Genomic DNA, 17,381 nt, shown 5'->3' on the forward strand with positions numbered 1-17,381 from the left:
CGGGCGCCGCCATCAGGCGGCGCCGTGCATGCAAGGTGGATGTAGATATGGCGATCATACTCGGTATCGATCCCGGCTCACGCGTCACCGGCTATGGCCTTATCCGCCAGCAGGGGCGCCAGTTGAGCTATATCGCCAGCGGCTGCATCCGCACGGTGGTGGACGACATGCCGACGCGGCTGAAGCTGATTTACGCCGGCGTCAGCGAGATCATCACCCAGTTTCAGCCCGACTTCTTCGCCATCGAACAGGTGTTTATGGCCAAGAACCCGGATTCGGCGCTCAAGCTCGGCCAGGCGCGCGGCGTCGCGATCGTCGCGGCGGTGAATCAGAATCTGGAAGTGTTCGAGTATGCGGCGCGGCAGGTCAAACAAACCGTGGTCGGCACCGGCGCAGCCGAAAAGGCGCAGGTGCAGCACATGGTGCGCTCGCTGCTCAAACTCTCGGCCAACCCGCAGGCGGACGCCGCCGATGCCCTGGCCATCGCCATCACCCACTGCCACCTCAGCCAGAACGTGCTGCGGATGAGCGAAGGGCGGCTTAACCTGGCGCGCGGGCGTTTGCGCTGACGCGAAGCGATGATTGCTCAGGCTGGATATTCATCCAGCCTTTTTTATGTTATAAGCTTTACCAGCAACGGCATGGCAGGGCGCCATGCCCGGTCATTCTGCAGGAGGGTAAATGATAGGTCGTCTCAGAGGAAATATTCTGGAAAAGCAGCCGCCGCTGGTGTTATTGGAGGCGAACGGCGTGGGCTATGAAGTGCACATGCCGATGACCTGCTTTTACGAGCTGCCGGAACTGGGGCAAGAGGCCATCGTGTTTACCCACTTCGTGGTGCGCGAAGACGCGCAACTGCTGTATGGTTTCAACGATAAGCAAGAACGCGCGCTGTTCCGCGAGCTGATCAAGGTCAACGGCGTCGGGCCGAAACTGGCGCTCGCGATCCTGTCCGGCATGTCCGCGCAGCAGTTCGTCAGCGCGGTGGAGCGTGAAGAGATCACCGCGCTGGTCAAGCTGCCGGGCGTGGGCAAGAAAACCGCCGAACGCCTGGTGGTAGAGATGAAAGACCGCTTCAAAGGGCTCAACGGCGATCTGTTCAACAGCAGCGAGATCAGCTTGCCGTCCGCCGCTGAGAAAGCGCCTGAGGCGGATGCGGAGGCCGAAGCGGTCTCGGCATTGGTGGCGCTGGGCTATAAGCCGCAGGAAGCCAGCCGCATGGTCAGCAAAATTGCCAAACCGGGTGCCGACTGCGAGACCCTGATCCGCGACGCGTTGCGCGCTGCTTTGTAAGGCCGCTAAGAGGTAGATAATGATTGAAGCCGATCGCCTGATCTCCGCCGAACCGCTCAACGAGGAAGAAGTCCTCGATCGTGCCATTCGTCCCAAGCTGTTGACCGAATACGTGGGCCAGCCGCACGTGCGCGAGCAGATGGAGATTTTCATCCAGGCGGCCAAGCAGCGCGGCGACGCGCTCGACCACCTGCTGATCTTCGGTCCGCCGGGGCTGGGGAAAACCACCCTGGCCAACATCGTGGCCAACGAAATGGGCGTGAATTTGCGTACCACCTCCGGCCCGGTGCTGGAGAAGGCGGGCGATCTGGCGGCGATGCTGACCAATCTTGAACCGCATGACGTGTTGTTCATCGACGAAATTCACCGTCTGTCACCGGTGGTGGAAGAGGTGCTGTATCCGGCGATGGAAGACTATCAGCTGGATATCATGATCGGCGAAGGGCCGGCGGCGCGCTCGATTAAGCTCGATCTGCCGCCGTTTACCTTGGTGGGCGCAACCACCCGCGCCGGTTCGCTGACTTCACCGCTGCGCGATCGCTTCGGCATTGTCCAGCGGCTGGAGTTTTATCAGGTAGCCGATCTGCAGCACATCGTCTCGCGCAGCGCCGGCTGTCTGGGGCTGGAGCTGTCCGACGAGGGCGCCCATGAAGTGGCCCGCCGCGCGCGCGGCACGCCGCGTATCGCCAACCGTCTGTTGCGCCGGGTGCGCGACTTCGCCGAAGTACGTGCCAACGGTGTGATCAGCGGCGCGGTGGCGGCGCAGGCGCTCGATATGCTCAACGTCGATGCCGAAGGCTTCGACTATATGGATCGCAAACTGCTGTTGGCGATTATCGACAAGTTTACCGGCGGCCCGGTCGGGTTGGATAACCTGGCGGCGGCGATCGGCGAGGAGCGTGAGACCATCGAAGACGTGATCGAACCGTTCCTGATCCAGCAGGGCTTTATCCAGCGCACGCCGCGCGGCCGTCTGGCGACGCAGCACGCCTACCGGCATTTCGGCCTCGAACGCGAAGCGTAAGTTTTTAATCCGCCAATAAGAAAGGGCCGCAGATGCGGCCCTCGTCATATCCCGGCTTTAATCAAGCCTGCTGTTTTTTAAACAGGCTCAGTGTGAACAGCACGGCGGCGCAGAGCACCACCGAAGGGCCGGCAGGCGTATCGTAAAACGCCGAGAAGGTCAGGCCACCGGTAACCGCCACCATCCCGAGCAGCACCGCGATGCCCGCCATCTGCTCCGGCGTGCGCGCGAAGCGGCGAGCGGTGGCCGCCGGGATGATCAGCAGCGAGGTGATGATCAGCGCGCCGACGAATTTCATCGCCAGACCGATGGTCAAGGCGGTGACCAGCATCAGCACGGTGCGCGCCCGCGCCAGATTGACGCCGTCGACGTGCGCCAGCTCAGGGCTGATGGTCATCGACAGCAGATCGCGCCATTGCCACCACAACACCAATAGCACCACGGCGACGCCGCCGGCGATCATCACGATGTCGCTCAGCGTGACCGACAGCAGATCGCCGAACAGATAGGCCATCAGGTCGACCCGCACGTTGGACATCAGCGCCACCACCACCAGCCCCAGCGACAGCGCGCTGTGGGCCAGAATGCCGAGCAGCGTATCCACCGAGAGCTGCGGGCGGCGCTCCAGCCACACCAGGGCCAGGGCCAGCAGCAGCGTAATGGCGATCACCGCATAGAAAGGATTGATGTCCAGCAGCAGACCGAAGGCGACGCCGAGCAGCGAGGCGTGCGCCAGGGTATCGCCGAAGTAGGACATGCGGCGCCAGACCACAAAGGAGCCCAGCGGCCCGGCGGCGCCGGCCAACAACACCCCGGCCAGCCAGCCGGGAAGTAACAATTCGATCATGCTTCGCGGCTCCCGGTTTTCTTCAAGACAATTCTTCCCTGCAGGTCGTGACGGTGGTTGTGATGGTGGCGATACACCGCCAGCTGCTCTGCGCCGCGGTTGCCGAACATGGCGATGAATTCGGGATGCATCGACACCACCTCCGGCGCGCCGGAGCAGCAGATGTGCTGATTGAGGCACAACACCTCGTCGGTTTTCGCCATCACCAGATGCAGATCGTGCGAGACCATCAGCACGGCGCACCCCAGCTCCTTGCGCAGCTGATCGATCAGATCGTACAGCGCCAGTTGGCCATTGACGTCCACCCCTTGCGTGGGTTCGTCCAGCACCAGCAGCTGCGGTTTATTCAGCAGCGCTCGCGCCAGCAGCACGCGCTGGTTTTCGCCGCCGGAGAGCTTTTGCATGGGCTGGTCGAGCAGGTGGGCGGCGTGCACGCGTTTGAGCGCCGGCAGAATGTCGGCTTTCTTTACGCCCGGCTTCAGGCGCATAAAGCGGCTGACGGTCAATGGCAGGGTAGCGTCGAGGTGCAGCTTTTGCGGCACGTAGCCGATGCGCAGATCGGGCTCACGCTCCAGCGTGCCGGCGGTCGGTTTTACCAATCCCAGCACTACGCGCACCAGCGTGGATTTACCCGCGCCGTTCGGGCCCAGCAGGGTGAGAATACGGCCGGGCTGCAGGCTGAGGGAAATATTCGACAGCACCTTGCGGCTGCCGAAGGCGACGGAGATATTTTTTAGCGTTATCAGTGTAGACATCTCGAGATTACAGGTTGCAGAACGAAGCGAATGTTATAATATCACGCCTTGTTGATGAAAACGATGGGATTACTGATGATGGCACAGAAAAATAAATGGCTGCAGCGCACGCTGCTGGCCAGCGCACTCGTGATGGCCGGCCCGCTGAGCAGCGCTTCCGCGGCGGTGGTGACGACGATTCGTCCGCTGGGCTTTATCGCTTCGGCTATCGCCGACGGCGTGACGCCGACCGAGGTGCTGCTGCCGGATGGCGCTTCGCCGCACGACTTCGCGCTGCGGCCTTCCGATATTCAGCGTTTGCGTTCTGCCGACCTGGTGCTGTGGGTCGGACCGGATATGGAAGCGTTCCTGACCAAGGCGCTGGTGCCTATCTCGGCAACCCGCAAACTCGCCATCAGCGAACTGCCCGCGGTGAAGCCGCTGCTGATGAAAGGCGAAGATGACGACGATCATGATCATGCAGGCGAGGCGCATAACCATGCTGATGACGATCATGGGCATCATCACGGCGAGTACAATATGCACGTTTGGCTGTCGCCGGAGGTGGCAAAAGTGACCGCGATCGCGATTCACGACAGATTGTTGGAACTTATGCCGCAAAATAAGGACAAATTAGACGCAAACCTGCGCCAGTTCGAGAATCTGCTGACGCAAACTGACAAAAATGTTGGTAACATGCTTACGCCTGTGCAAGGTAAGGGTTATTTTGTTTTTCATGATGCTTACGGCTACTTTGAGAAACACTACGGTTTGAGTCCGCTGGGCCATTTCACCGTCAATCCCGAAATTCAGCCTGGAGCACAGCGCCTACACCAAATTCGAACACAGTTGGTTGAGCAGAAAGCGGTATGCGTTTTTGCTGAGCCACAATTCAGGCCGGCCGTAATCAATGCCGTCGCCAAGGGTACCACTGTGCGTTCCGGAACGCTGGACCCGCTGGGCATCGGCATCGCGCTGGGGAAGGACAGCTACGGGAAATTCCTGACACAGTTGTCAAGCCAGTACGTGAGCTGCCTGAAGTAAGCTTATGAGGATAATATCGAGTGCAGCAGATAGTCCGAACTATCGCTCTGGCGTATAACAACCTGCCACGGCCCCACCGCGTCATGCTGGGGTCGCTGACAGTCGTCACATTGGCCGTCGCTGTTTGGCGGCCTTTTGTTTACCACCCAGAACACAATCCCATCGCCAAGAGCGTCGAGTTAGAATCCAGCCAGTTGCGGTCATTGCTCCCCGAAGCCAGTGAACCGATAGATGCCGACCAACCCACCCCCGATGATGAAATCCCGCAGGATGAGCTGGACCAGAAGGATGCCGGCGATGATGGCGTGCATGAATATGTGGTTTCCACCGGCGATACCCTCGGCAGCATTCTGACGCAGTACGGCATCGATATGTCGGATGTCACGCTGCTGGCTTCGCAAAACCGCGATCTGCGCAACCTGAAGATCGGCCAACAGCTGTCGTGGACCGTGAACGAAGCGGGCGATCTGCAGCAGTTGACCTGGGAGGTTTCTCGTCGCGAAACCCGCACCTACGATCGCGTCGGCAACAGCTTCAAAGAGTCGAAAGAGGCGCAGCAGGGCGAATGGCGCAACAATGTGATCAGCGGCCGCGTTAACGGCAGCTTCGTCAGCAGCGCCGGCGACGCCGGGTTGAGCCGTAACGAAATTAATGCGGTGATCAAGGCGCTGCAATGGCAGCTCGATTTCCGCAAACTGCGCAAGGGCGACCAGTTCTCCGTGCTGATGTCGCGCGAACATTTCGACGGCAAGAAATCGCAAAGCCAACTGTTGGGCGTGCGTCTGCGCACGGGCGGCAAAGATTACTATGCGATCCGCGCCGAGGACGGCAAGTTCTACGATCGTCAGGGCTCTGGCCTGGCGCGCGGCTTCATGCGTTTCCCAACCATGAAACAGTTCCGCATCTCCTCCAACTTCAACCCGCGCCGGGTGAACCCGGTGACCGGCCGCGTGGCGCCGCACAAGGGCGTCGATTTCGCCATGCCGGTCGGCACGCCGGTGCTGGCGGTCGGCGACGGCGAGGTGGTGATCGCCAAGCGCAGCGGCGCAGCGGGCAACTATGTGGCGATCCGCCACGGCCGCCAATACACCACGCGCTACATGCACCTGAAAAAGCTGCTGGTGAAACCGGGCCAGAAGGTGAAGCGTGGCGATCGCATAGCGCTCTCCGGCAACACCGGCCGCTCCACCGGGCCGCACCTGCACTTTGAACTGTGGACCGGTCAACAGGCGGTGAACCCGCTGACGGCCAAACTGCCGCGTTCCGAAGGCCTGAGCGGCAAAGACCGCAGCGATTATCTGGCGCAGGTGAAGGAAGTGGTTCCTCAGCTGCAACTGGATTAACGTCCCCTTTTTCCGGCGCTCCGGCGCCGTTAATTTCATCGGCCTGATTGCGGGCCGATGCTGTTTTATCTGGGCGGTTCGCGGTTGTTAATTGCAAAATTGGTGATGGCAATTATGATTAGCCGAATTGCTAAGCGAAGAGCATGTGCATGCAAAACGAGAAGAAATCGAACGTAGAGTTCATCCCGCAGTTTCAAAAAGCCTTTTTATACCCGCGCTACTGGGGCGTGTGGCTGGGAACCGGCCTGATGGCCGGCGTTTCTCTGGTGCCTGCGCGCCTGCGCGATCCGATGCTGGGGGCGATCGGCACACTGGCCGGCAAGCTGGCGAAAGGGGCGCGTCGTCGTGCCCGCATCAACCTGCTGTATTGCTTGCCGGAACTGCCGGAAAGCGAGCGTGAGCACATTATCGACCAGATGTTCGCCTGTGCGCCGCAGTCGATGGTGCTGATGGCGGAACTGGCCTGCACCAAACCGGAAAAAGTGCTCAAGCGCGTGCGTTGGCACGGTGAAGAGGTGTTGGACAAGATCCGCGCGGAAGGGCGCAACGTGATTTTCCTGGTGCCACATGGCTGGGCGGTGGATGTGCCGGCGATGTTGATGGCCGCGCGCGGTCAACCGATGGCGGCGATGTTCCACAATCAGCGCAATCAGCTGATCGACTACCTGTGGAATGCCGTGCGTCGTAAATTCGGCGGCCGCATGCACGCGCGCAATGACGGCATCAAACCGTTTATCAGTTCGGTTCGCCAGGGATATTGGGGTTACTATCTGCCCGATCAGGATCACGGTGCTGAGCACAGTGAGTTTGTCGACTTCTTCGCCACCTATAAGGCGACGTTGCCGGCGGTTGGGCGGTTGATGAAAGTGTGTCGTGCGGCGATCGTGCCGTTGTTCCCGGTGTACGACGGCAAAACCAGCATGCTGGATATTTATATTCGCGAGCCGATGGACGATCTGGCCGAAGCGGACGATCCGCGCATTGCCCGCCGCATGAACGAAGAGGTGGAGAATCTGGTGGGCCCGAACCCGGAGCAGTACACCTGGATCCTCAAACTGTTGAAGACGCGCAAGGAAGGGGAGATTGAACCCTACTCGCGCGACGATCTGTATCGTTAATCCTATCTACCGCTAACGCCGGTCGGGCCGCACCCTGGCCGGCGTCACTTCAGATGTGCACCATACAGCCGCGCGCCCGCAGGATCTCAATGACGTTGGGCGTGTGGGTGAAATCATTCCAGCGTAGATCCAGCTTGCGCAGCCGGCTCAGTTCACCGAGGCTTTCCGGCAGATCGCTCAGGCGGTTGGCGCGCAGATCCAGACTTCTCAGCGCCGTGAGCTCACCGATATTTTCCGGCAGGCGCGTCAACTGATTAAAACGCAGGTTCAGCTCGCTCAATCGCGGCAGGCGGCAGAAGGCTGCCGGCAGTTCGGTGATGGCATTGTTGGCCGCATCGAGTATTTCAAGCTCGCCGAGCAGAGCCATTTCCGCCGGCAGCGTGGTCAGGGCATTTTTCATGATATGCAACTCGCGCAGCGCGCGCAGTTGCCCGATTTCGCCGGGCAGGCTGCGGATGCGATTGTTGTATAAACGCAGCTCCTGCAACGCCGCCAGCCTCGGTATTGCCTGCGGCAAGGCGGTCAGCTGGTTATCGGTCGCGTTGAGGTAAACCAACTGCTGCAGTTGCGCCAGCGCACGCGGCAGGTCGCTAAAGCCGTTATCGCTCAGGTAGAGGTATTTCAGCCGGTGCAGCTGCCCCAATGTTACAGGCAGTTCGCTCGCGCGGTTGTGACCAAAATCGAACATCTCGAGCTGTTGCAACTGACCAATCTCCGGCGGCAGACGGTCGAGCTGATTGCAAGAGATGTTCAGCACCCGCAGATTCTGGTGCCGGAATAGGGGAGTAGGGAAGGCCGTCAGCTGATTGTTGTACAGGCTGACCTTGCGCAGCGCGTGGCCAGCAAACAGCGATTCGTCGAGCTGCGTCAGGCCGCGTCCATCGAGCTCGAGCTCATCATAGGTCGAGGCGGGATTGTGCTGGTGGAGCATGGCGTTCTCCGTCGTAATGGCAGTGTCAGAGCAAAAAAAATGCCGGCCTAGGTGAGCCGGCCGGCATTTCGTCTGCGGCGTGAATTACTCGACGCGCAGGATACGGCTGGTATTGGTGGTGCCGACGGTTTCCATCACGTCGCCCTGGGTGACGATCACCAGATCGCCGGAGACCAGGAAGCCTTTGTCGCGCAGGCGATTGACGGCTTCGTTGGCGGCGATGACGCCGTCTTTGTGGCTGTCGAAATACACCGGCGTCACGCCGCGATACAGCGCGGTCAGGTTAAGCGTGTGCTCATGCCGCGACATGGCGAAGATCGGCAGGCCGGAGCTGATGCGTGACATCATCAGCGCGGTGCGGCCGGACTCGGTCATGGCGATCAGCGCGGTGACGCCTTTCAGGTGGTTGGCCGCATACATCGAAGACATGGCGATCGCCTCTTCGATATTGTCGAACTGCACGTCCAGACGGTGTTTGGAAACGTTGATGCTCGGGATCTTCTCGGCGCCCAGACAAACGCGCGCCATCGCCGCCACGGTTTCCGCCGGGTATTGGCCGGCAGCGGTTTCCGCCGACAGCATGACGGCGTCGGTGCCGTCCAGCACGGCGTTGGCCACGTCCATGACTTCGGCGCGGGTCGGCATCGGGTTGGTGATCATCGACTCCATCATCTGAGTCGCGGTGATCACCGCGCGGTTCAGAGTACGGGCGCGGCGGATCAGTTTCTTCTGGATCCCGACCAGCTCCGGATCGCCGATTTCGACGCCCAGATCGCCACGGGCGACCATCACCACGTCGGAGGCCAGAATGATGTCGTCCATCGCTTCGTCGCTGCAGACCGCTTCGGCGCGCTCGACCTTGGACACGATCTTGGCGTTGCAGCCTGCGTCGCGCGCCAGGCGGCGAGCATAGTTCAGATCTTCACCGGTGCGCGGGAAGGAGACCGCCAGGTAGTCGACGCCGATCTTGGCGGCGGTGACGATGTCCGCCTTGTCTTTTTCGGTCAGCGCTTCGGCCGACAGGCCGCCGCCGAGTTTGTTGATGCCCTTGTTATTGGACAACGGGCCGCCAACGGTGACTTCGGTAAATACTTTCATGCCCTGAACTTCGAGCACTTTCAGCTGAACGCGGCCGTCGTCGAGCAGCAAGACGTCGCCCGGCACGACGTCGGCAGGCAGGCCTTTATAGTCGATACCGACTTTTTCTTTATCGCCTTCGCCTTTTGACAGGTTGGCGTCCAGCAGGAATTTATCGCCCACGTTGAGGAAGATTTTGCCTTCCTTGAAGGTGGAAACGCGGATTTTCGGCCCTTGCAGATCGCCAAGGATAGCGACGTGACGTCCCAGTTTGGCAGCGATTTCGCGAACTTTGTCTGCGCGAGCCTGGTGATCTTCCGGGCTGCCGTGGGAGAAGTTAAGCCGAACTACGTTGGCGCCGGCGGCAATGATCTTTTCCAGATTATTGTCGCGGTCTGTAGCCGGACCCAGGGTGGTAACGATTTTGGTTCTTCTGAGCCGTCTGGACATGTATTACTCCGTTGACTGGTGAAGCAAATATTGGTGTTGCGATAACGTCGGATAACGAAACCAGGCGTGAAATGTAATTTTACAACACTGATATTTCACCCGGGTTACCCGCATGAGCGTATTAACAGGGTACAGCCTCTGATGTCGCCATTCAAATGTCTGTTGAACGGCGACTTTTTTCTTCGTCGGGTTACGAGTCAAAACTGTTGGGAATGACTACGCCTTTATCAAAGCGCGATTCTTTGAGCGCTTCTTTGACCCGCTTCAAGTTATCTCTGAATTTAGCCCCTCTGCGCAAGGTAAATCCGGTGGCGAGCACGTCAATGAGCGTTAATTGCGCGATCCGCGACACCATCGGCATGTAAACGTCGGTGTCTTCAGGCACGTCGAGCAGCAACGCGAGGGTCGCCGCCTGGGCGAGCGGGGTGTCGCGCGAGGTGATAGCCAGTACCGTGGCGTCGTTTTCTCGCGCCAGGTGGGCCATTTCCACCAGGTTCTTGGTGCGGCCGGTGTGAGAGATCAACACCACCACGTCGCCCTCGCCGGAGTTCATGCAGCTCATGCGCTGCATGACGATGTCATCGAAGTAGACCACCGGAATATTGAAGCGGAAAAATTTGTTCATCGCGTCGTGGGCCACGGCGGCGGAGGCGCCCAGGCCAAAGAAAGAGATCTTTTTTGCCTGGGTGAGCAGGTCAACCGCACGATTGATTGCGGCAATATCCAAATTTGCCTTTACTGTATCCAGGCTGGCCATCACTGATTCGAAGATCTTGCTGGTGTAGGAATCGACGCTGTCATCTTCCTCGACGTTGCGGTTCACGTAGGGCGTGCCGTTAGCCAGGCTTTGGGCGAGATGCAGTTTGAAGTCGGGAAAGCCTTTGGTATCAAGGCGACGGCAAAAACGGTTGACGGTGGGTTCGCTGACGTCGGCCATGCGCGCCAGCGTGGCGATGCTGGAGTGAATGGCGGTCTGCGGGGAGGCCAGGATCACCTCGGCGACTTTCCTTTCAGATTTGCTCAGGAGCTCCAGATGGCTCTGGATTTTGTCCAGCGTATTCATATAACGAGAGTCACTCATGGTTTTATCCCTGTGGCTTTCAAGCAACAGCGCCGAATTTCGCCCGTGTTCGCCGTGCAAGCAGACGCCAAACGAGCGGCTGTAACCTGAAATCGATAGGGTATGTCGATTGCAAACAAAGGAGAAATCAATGCCGGTTTAGTGAAAATATACTACGTGCTGGTAACCGTTGGCAGTCTCGACAGGGCGTATGCAGGCTTTTTTCACCAGAATATGACCTGTGTCTAACTTTCATAATGGTAACAGAGCGTCAAAAAAGACGAAAAATTACAGTTTTGCCCGCCTGTGAGGGCGCCGGCGCGCAGTGGCGCTACCACTGAGATCTTAACGTCTTTTTTCTGCTTCTGCGCCGGGTTTGCTGGCCGTAGTCAAACAGAGTACATTAGTAATGTAAGAAAATTACAAATATCCTGCAACGAGGAGATGAACATGGCGGTAACCTCTACAGCCCAGGCGTGTGACCTGGTTATTTTCGGCGCGAAAGGTGATTTGGCGCGCCGTAAGCTGCTGCCTTCCCTGTACCAGTTAGAGAAAGCCGGACACATCCACCCGGATACGCGGATCATCGGCGTCGGCCGCGCGGAGTGGGATAAAAAAGCCTATACCGAAGTGGTCAAGGAAGCGCTTGGCACCTTCATGAAGGAAAAGCTGGATGACGAACTCTGGGCCACGCTGAGCGCGCGCCTGGACTTCTGCAATCTGGACGTCAACGACAGCAAGAACTTTACCAAACTCGGTAAAATGCTGGACCAGAAGCACCGCACCACCATCAACTACTTCGCCATGCCGCCAAGCACCTTCGGCGCCATCTGCAAAGGGTTGGGCGAAGCCAAGCTGAACCATGAGCCGGCGCGCGTGGTGATGGAGAAACCGTTGGGCACCGATCTGGCGTCCTCCCGCGTGATCAACGATCAGGTGGCGGAGTTCTTCAACGAGTCCCAGGTCTACCGCATCGACCACTACCTCGGCAAAGAGACGGTGTTGAACCTGTTGGCGCTGCGTTTCGCCAACTCGCTGTTCGCGTCCAACTGGGACAACCGCACCATCGATTCGGTGCAGATCACCGTGGCGGAAGAGGTGGGCATCGAAGGGCGCTGGGGCTACTTCGATCAGGCCGGCCAGATGCGCGACATGATCCAGAACCACCTGCTGCAGATCCTGACCATGATCGCCATGTCGCCGCCGGCGGATCTGACCACCGACCGCATCCGCGACGAGAAGGTGAAGGTGCTGCGTTCGCTGCGCCGCATCGATCAGACCAATGTACGGGAAACCACCGTGCGCGGTCAGTACACCGCCGGTTTCGTTCAGGGCAAGAAAGTGCCGGGGTATCTGGAAGAAGAAGGGGCGAACAAGAGCAGCAGCACCGAGACCTTCGTTTCCATCCGCGTGGACATCGACAACTGGCAATGGGCCGGGGTGCCGTTCTATCTGCGTACCGGTAAACGTCTGCCGACCAAATGCTCGGAAGTGGTGGTGTACTTCAAGAATCCGCCGCTTAACCTGTTCAGCGACTCTTATCAGCAGCTGCCGCAAAACAAGCTGACCATTCGTTTGCAACCGGACGAAGGCATCGAAATTCAGGTATTGAACAAGGTGCCGGGGCTGGATCACAAGCACCGCCTGCAGACTACCAAGCTGGATCTGAGTTTCTCGGAAACCTTCAACCAGGAGCACGTGGCGGACGCCTACGAGCGCCTGCTGCTGGAGACCATGCGGGGCATTCAGGCGCTGTTCGTGCGCCGTGACGAAGTGGAAGAGGCCTGGAAGTGGGTCGACTCCATCATGGACGCGTGGAAAGCCGACAACGAAGCGCCTAAGCCTTATCAGGCGGGCACCTGGGGGCCGGTGGCCTCGGTGGCGATGATCACCCGCGACGGCCGTTCCTGGAACGAGTTCGAGTAATGCGCAATGCCGGCAGCCCGTCTGCCGGCTTTTTTTTGCCTGCGATCTGCGCGTGGGCCACATCACTTACGGTACGGCCGGACGTTCGCGCGTTTGCGCGGAGCCCTGTGGCAGGGGCGTGCCATTGTTAACCGCGAGTAATGGAGAAAGAATGATGAAAAACTGGAAAACCAGCGCTGAACAGATCCTGACGGCGGGGCCGGTGGTGCCTGTTATCGTGATCAACACGCTGGAGCAGGCGGTGCCGCTGGCGAAAGCGTTGGTTGCCGGCGGCGTGCGGGTACTGGAGGTGACGCTGCGCACCGCCTGTGCGCTGGAGGCTATCCGCGCTATCGCCCAAGAGGTGCCGGAGGCGATCATCGGCGCCGGTACGGTGATCAATCCACAGCAGCTGCGGGAGGTGACCGAGGCCGGGGCGCAGTTCGCCATCAGCCCGGGGCTGACCGACGCTTTGCTGCAGGCGGCGACGGCGGGGTCAATCCCGTTGATCCCGGGCATCAGCACCGTATCTGAACTGATGCAGGGCATGGATTACGGCCTGCGCGAATTCAAATTCTTCCCGGCGGAAGCCAACGGCGGCGTGAAGGCGCTGCAGGCGATCGGTGGCCCGTTCCCGCAGGTGCGCTTTTGCCCGACCGGCGGCATTACGCCGAACAATTACCGCGATTATCTGGCGCTAAAAAGCGTATTGTGCATCGGCGGCTCCTGGCTGGTGCCGGCCGATGCGCTCGAAAGCGGCGACTACGCGCACATCACTGAACTGGCGCGCAGCGCCGTCAGCGGCGCCGCGTTGTAACCCGCGCCAGGCCTGGGGTTGGCGCTTATTTGCTCACCCGCGGATCTCGCAAGGCTCAACGCTCCGTTGGGCCTTTTTTAATTTTTATCGCGATTAACTTTCTTATTTTTAACCCATTTTTTTCTGATTTTTTATGAAAACGGCAGTTTGCTTTCTTATTTTGGCTGTGGTAAAAATATCTCAGTTGAAAATTTTACTTTTATGAGGATATTGGGCAAATCGCACGGTGTGCGGCTGATAATAGAGAACTATTATGATGACTATTAACGGAACTACCCTCAGAACCTCTACGTGCCAACTCTTCCTGTCTGCGATCCTTGCCAGTGAGCATCACTGGTGCAGCGAGCTATAGCGTCTTTCTCCCTTAACCGGTGCTGGTAGCGGGCTTACGCCTTCGCTCTACCGTTCAGCCGGACAAACATTCTTTTTGCGTTTGGGTCAGTTTATCCCCAGGGATCTCTGCGTCTTGCGCGCCGTACTGCGGCCGTTCGACGAGATAAATCGGGATAAATATGCCTTGGCGCGCGTTATTCGCCGTTTGGGAGAAAAATTATGATTTATTGGATCTTTTTAGGTTTGGCCATCATGACCGAAATCATCGGCACCTTGTCGATGAAATACGCCAGCGTCAATGGCGGCATGATCGGGCATATCGTGATGTACGTGATGATCACCGCGTCTTATGTGTTGCTGTCAGTAGCGGTAAAACGCGTGGCGTTGGGCGTAGCTTATGCGCTGTGGGAAGGTATCGGCATTCTGTTCATTACCCTGTTCAGCGTGCTGTGGTTCGACGAGCCCATTTCGGCGCTGAAGGTACTGGGTCTGGCTACGCTGATCGCCGGTATCATGCTGGTGAAATCCGGTACCCGCAAAGAGCGAAAACAGGTCAGCCCGCGAGGTGACAACCATGCAACAGTTTGAGTTGTACCACATTGGGTTCCTGGGATTGGCCATCGTGCTGGAAATCATCGCCAACATCTTCCTGAAGATGTCGGACGGTTTCCGTAAAATTTGGCTGGGATTGCTGTCGCTGCTGTCGGTACTCGGTGCGTTCAGCGCCCTGGCGCAGGCGGTAAAGGGCATCGATCTGTCAATCGCTTACGCGTTGTGGGGCGGTTTCGGTATCGCCGCCACCATCGCCGCAGGCTGGATCATGTTCGGCCAGCGGTTGAACGCCAAAGGCTGGATTGGCCTGGCGCTGCTGTTGACGGGGATGGTGATCCTCAAACTGTCCTGATAGCGGGCAATAAAAAACCGCAGGCGTTGCCGTCTGCGGTTTTTTTTCGTCTGCGCGAGGCTTACAGCGCGGCGATGATTTTGATTTCCACCTTGTACTTCGGATTCATCAGCTGAGCCTGCACGGTGCAGCGCACCGGCGCGCTGCCGGCGACAACCCAGGCGTCCCAGGCGGCGTTCATCGCGGCGAAGTCGGCGGTATTGGCCAGGAAGATGGTGGCATCCAGAATACGGCTTTTGTCCGACCCTACACGTTCCAGCAGCACGTCGATGGCGGCAAGGGCGTTGGCGGTCTGCGCGGTCGCGTCATCGTCCAGATTCTCAGGCACGCTGGTGTAGTAAACGGTCTCGTTGTGCACCACGGCTTCGGACCAGCGCTGATCGGGATCAATTCTTTCGATATTCATTTGCTTATCTCCATATCATAGTCCCGCTAAGGGTAGCACAGCCGGTGATGAAAAAGCGCGGCGATAAAGTGGGTGGTAGCCGGGCGGCAGGCTTGGCATAATCACCGCTGAATGACACCGGCAGAGAGACAGCGTGACAGACGATTTTGCAACAGACGGCGCATTGGCGCAGGCTATCAAGGGATTCAAACCGCGTGAGCCGCAGCGGCAGATGGCGCAAGCCGTTACCGAAGCGATCAATTTCAAGCAGGAACTGGTGGTGGAAGCCGGCACCGGCACCGGCAAAACCTTCGCTTATCTGGCGCCGGCGCTGCGTGCCGATCGCAAAGTGATCATCTCCACCGGTTCGAAAGCGCTGCAGGATCAGCTGTATGCGCGCGATCTGCCCACCGTCGCCAAGGCGCTGAAGTACAAAGGCAAGCTGGCGCTGCTGAAGGGGCGCTCCAACTACCTGTGTCTGGAGCGTCTTGAGCAACAGTCGATGGCCGGCGGGGAGCTGGCGGGGCAGACGTTGATCGATCTGGTGCAACTGCGCAAGTGGTCGTCGCAGACCAAAGAGGGTGATATCAGCACCTGCAGCGAAGTGGCGGAAGACAGCTTCGTCTGGCCATTGGTGACCAGCACCAATGACAACTGTCTCGGCAGCGACTGCCCGCTGTATCAGGATTGCTTCGTGGTCAAAGCGCGCCGCCGCGCGATGGATGCGGATGTGGTGGTGGTGAACCATCACCTGTTCCTGGCGGATATGGTGGTGAAAGAGGGCGGCTTCGCCGAGCTGATCCCGGAAGCCGAGGTGATGATTTTCGATGAGGCGCACCAAATTCCCGACATCGCCAGCCAGTATTTCGGCCAGCAGCTCACCAGCCGCCAACTGCTGGATCTGGCGAAGGACATCACCATCGCCTACCGCACCGAGGTGCGCGATGCCGCCCAACTGCAAAAAAGCGCCGACCGTCTCAGCCTGAGCACGCAAGATTTCCGTCTGAATCTGGGGGAGCCGGGTTTTCGCGGCAACCTGCGGGATGTGCTCGGCGAACCGAACGTGCAGCGTGCTTTGTTGCTGCTCGATGACGCGCTGGAGCTGTGTTATGACGTCATGAAACTGTCGCTGGGGCGTTCGGCGCTGCTGGATGCCGCCTTTGAGCGCGCCACGCTGTACCGCGCGCGTCTCAAACGCCTCAAGGCGGTGACGGAACCGGGCTACAGCTATTGGTATGAGTGCAATTCGCGCCACTTCGTGTTGGCGCTGACGCCGCTGACGGTGGCCGATCGTTTCCGCGAAATGCTGGACGAGAAGCCGGGCAGCTGGATCTTTACCTCGGCGACGCTGTCGGTCAACGATCAGTTGGGTCACTTCACCGAACGGCTGGGGCTGACCAAGGCCAAAACGCTGCTGTTGCCGAGCCCGTTCGACTATGCCAAACAGGCGTTGCTGTGCGTGCCGCGCTTTTTGCCTTCGCCGAATCAGCCCGGCGGGGCGCGCCAGCTGGCGCGCATGCTGCGCCCATTAATCGAAGCCAACAACGGCCGCTGCTTCTTCTTGTGCACATCGCACCAGATGATGCGCGAGCTGGCGGAAGAGTTCCGCGCCACGATGACGCTGCCGGTCTTATTGCAAGGGGAAACCAGCAAAGGGCAGCTGTTGGCACAGTTCGTCGCCGCCGGTAACGCGCTGTTGGTGGCGACCAGCAGCTTCTGGGAAGGGGTGGACGTGCGTGGCGATGCGCTGTCGTGCGTGATCATCGATAAGCTGCCGTTTACCTCACCGGACGATCCGCTGCTGAAGGCGCGCATTGAAGATTGTCGCCTGCGCGGCGGCGATCCGTTCAATGACGTGCAGTTGCCGGATGCGGTCATCACCCTGAAACAGGGGGTGGGCCGTTTGATCCGCGATACCGACGATCGCGGCGTGCTGGTGATCTGCGATAACCGTCTGGTGATGCGCCCTTATGGCGAGGTGTTCCTCAATAGCCTGCCGCCTACGCCGCGTACCCGCGATCTGAAGCAGGCGATCGCCTTCTTGCAGGCCGCTGATACGTCGGCCACGTGAAAGATGAAGGGCTTACGGGGCTGTGCTACAATGCGCGCCCTGTAT

The 17,381-nt window shown here is 59.2% G+C and carries 17 protein-coding genes; 11 read left to right on the forward strand and 6 right to left on the reverse strand.

Annotated elements, in window-relative coordinates; translation table 11 throughout:
- Positions 1-47 precede the first annotated feature (47 nt).
- The 3 genes from ruvC to ruvB all read left to right on the forward strand — a co-directional run bounded on the left by ruvC (position 48) and on the right by ruvB (position 2,317).
- On the forward strand, positions 48-569 hold the full coding sequence (gene ruvC, locus ACJ8J1_RS05630) for a crossover junction endodeoxyribonuclease RuvC (protein ID WP_004932367.1): 522 nt from the start codon (positions 48-50) through the stop codon (positions 567-569).
- 112 nt (positions 570-681) lie between these two features.
- Positions 682-1,293, forward strand: a complete 612-nt coding sequence (gene ruvA / locus ACJ8J1_RS05635) for a Holliday junction branch migration protein RuvA (protein WP_033643353.1) — start codon at positions 682-684, stop codon at positions 1,291-1,293.
- Between the two features lie 19 nt (positions 1,294-1,312).
- Complete coding sequence (gene ruvB / locus ACJ8J1_RS05640; RefSeq protein WP_033643352.1) at positions 1,313-2,317, forward strand: Holliday junction branch migration DNA helicase RuvB; 1,005 nt, start codon at positions 1,313-1,315, stop codon at positions 2,315-2,317.
- 61 nt (positions 2,318-2,378) lie between these two features.
- On the opposite strand, the gene znuB is transcribed toward ruvB, so the two are convergent.
- Both znuB and znuC read right to left on the reverse strand, forming a co-directional pair.
- The gene (gene znuB, locus ACJ8J1_RS05645; protein WP_033643351.1) at positions 2,379-3,164 is read right to left on the reverse strand and encodes a zinc ABC transporter permease subunit ZnuB; all 786 of its coding nucleotides are present in this window, start codon (positions 3,162-3,164) and stop codon (positions 2,379-2,381) included.
- Entirely contained in the window at positions 3,161-3,919 is a 759-nt protein-coding gene (gene znuC / locus ACJ8J1_RS05650; RefSeq protein WP_004932357.1) for a zinc ABC transporter ATP-binding protein ZnuC, read from the reverse strand. The genes znuB and znuC overlap by 4 nt, the downstream gene beginning before the upstream one ends.
- Before the next feature lie 78 nt (positions 3,920-3,997).
- Between znuC and znuA the strand changes: the two genes are divergently transcribed.
- The 3 genes from znuA to lpxM all read left to right on the forward strand — a co-directional run bounded on the left by znuA (position 3,998) and on the right by lpxM (position 7,403).
- On the forward strand, positions 3,998-4,942 hold the full coding sequence (gene znuA, locus ACJ8J1_RS05655; protein ID WP_033644289.1) for a zinc ABC transporter substrate-binding protein ZnuA: 945 nt from the start codon (positions 3,998-4,000) through the stop codon (positions 4,940-4,942).
- Positions 4,943-4,962: 20 nt separating this feature from the next.
- On the forward strand, positions 4,963-6,285 hold the full coding sequence (mepM, locus tag ACJ8J1_RS05660) for a murein DD-endopeptidase MepM (RefSeq protein WP_033643350.1): 1,323 nt from the start codon (positions 4,963-4,965) through the stop codon (positions 6,283-6,285).
- Between the two features lie 149 nt (positions 6,286-6,434).
- Positions 6,435-7,403, forward strand: coding sequence for a lauroyl-Kdo(2)-lipid IV(A) myristoyltransferase (gene lpxM, locus ACJ8J1_RS05665; RefSeq protein ID WP_033643349.1), 969 nt, complete (start codon positions 6,435-6,437; stop codon positions 7,401-7,403).
- Between the two features lie 49 nt (positions 7,404-7,452).
- Here lpxM and ACJ8J1_RS05670 read toward each other — a convergent pair whose 3' ends face one another.
- The 3 genes from ACJ8J1_RS05670 to ACJ8J1_RS05680 form a co-directional block, all read right to left on the reverse strand.
- Positions 7,453-8,334 carry a leucine-rich repeat domain-containing protein gene (locus ACJ8J1_RS05670; RefSeq protein WP_033643348.1) on the reverse strand — a complete coding sequence of 294 codons (882 nt, stop codon included), beginning with the start codon at positions 8,332-8,334 and terminating at the stop codon, positions 7,453-7,455.
- A gap of 84 nt (positions 8,335-8,418) precedes the next feature.
- Positions 8,419-9,861 carry a pyruvate kinase gene (pyk, locus tag ACJ8J1_RS05675; protein WP_019452801.1) on the reverse strand — a complete coding sequence of 481 codons (1,443 nt, stop codon included), beginning with the start codon at positions 9,859-9,861 and terminating at the stop codon, positions 8,419-8,421.
- A 190-nt stretch (positions 9,862-10,051) separates the two neighbouring features.
- Positions 10,052-10,924, reverse strand: coding sequence for a MurR/RpiR family transcriptional regulator (locus ACJ8J1_RS05680; RefSeq protein WP_033643347.1), 873 nt, complete (start codon positions 10,922-10,924; stop codon positions 10,052-10,054).
- Positions 10,925-11,371: 447 nt separating this feature from the next.
- Between ACJ8J1_RS05680 and zwf the strand changes: the two genes are divergently transcribed.
- From zwf to mdtI, 4 genes are all read left to right on the forward strand, one after another.
- The gene (gene zwf / locus ACJ8J1_RS05685) at positions 11,372-12,847 is read left to right on the forward strand and encodes a glucose-6-phosphate dehydrogenase (protein ID WP_033643346.1); all 1,476 of its coding nucleotides are present in this window, start codon (positions 11,372-11,374) and stop codon (positions 12,845-12,847) included.
- 154 nt (positions 12,848-13,001) lie between these two features.
- Entirely contained in the window at positions 13,002-13,643 is a 642-nt protein-coding gene (locus tag ACJ8J1_RS05690; protein ID WP_033644288.1) for a bifunctional 4-hydroxy-2-oxoglutarate aldolase/2-dehydro-3-deoxy-phosphogluconate aldolase, read from the forward strand.
- A 552-nt stretch (positions 13,644-14,195) separates the two neighbouring features.
- The gene (gene mdtJ / locus ACJ8J1_RS05695; protein ID WP_004932327.1) at positions 14,196-14,564 is read left to right on the forward strand and encodes a multidrug/spermidine efflux SMR transporter subunit MdtJ; all 369 of its coding nucleotides are present in this window, start codon (positions 14,196-14,198) and stop codon (positions 14,562-14,564) included.
- Positions 14,551-14,880, forward strand: a complete 330-nt coding sequence (mdtI, locus tag ACJ8J1_RS05700) for a multidrug/spermidine efflux SMR transporter subunit MdtI (protein WP_016927446.1) — start codon at positions 14,551-14,553, stop codon at positions 14,878-14,880. Before mdtJ ends, mdtI begins: the two co-directional genes overlap by 14 nt.
- A gap of 61 nt (positions 14,881-14,941) precedes the next feature.
- Here mdtI and ACJ8J1_RS05705 read toward each other — a convergent pair whose 3' ends face one another.
- On the reverse strand, positions 14,942-15,286 hold the full coding sequence (locus ACJ8J1_RS05705; RefSeq protein ID WP_004932322.1) for a RidA family protein: 345 nt from the start codon (positions 15,284-15,286) through the stop codon (positions 14,942-14,944).
- Between the two features lie 133 nt (positions 15,287-15,419).
- Between ACJ8J1_RS05705 and ACJ8J1_RS05710 the strand changes: the two genes are divergently transcribed.
- Positions 15,420-17,336, forward strand: coding sequence for an ATP-dependent DNA helicase (locus ACJ8J1_RS05710; protein WP_004932318.1), 1,917 nt, complete (start codon positions 15,420-15,422; stop codon positions 17,334-17,336).
- Positions 17,337-17,381: the final 45 nt, after the last annotated feature.

This window comes from Serratia sp. CY37869, from assembly GCF_052168895.1.
Taxonomy (GTDB): domain Bacteria; phylum Pseudomonadota; class Gammaproteobacteria; order Enterobacterales; family Enterobacteriaceae; genus Serratia; species Serratia ureilytica.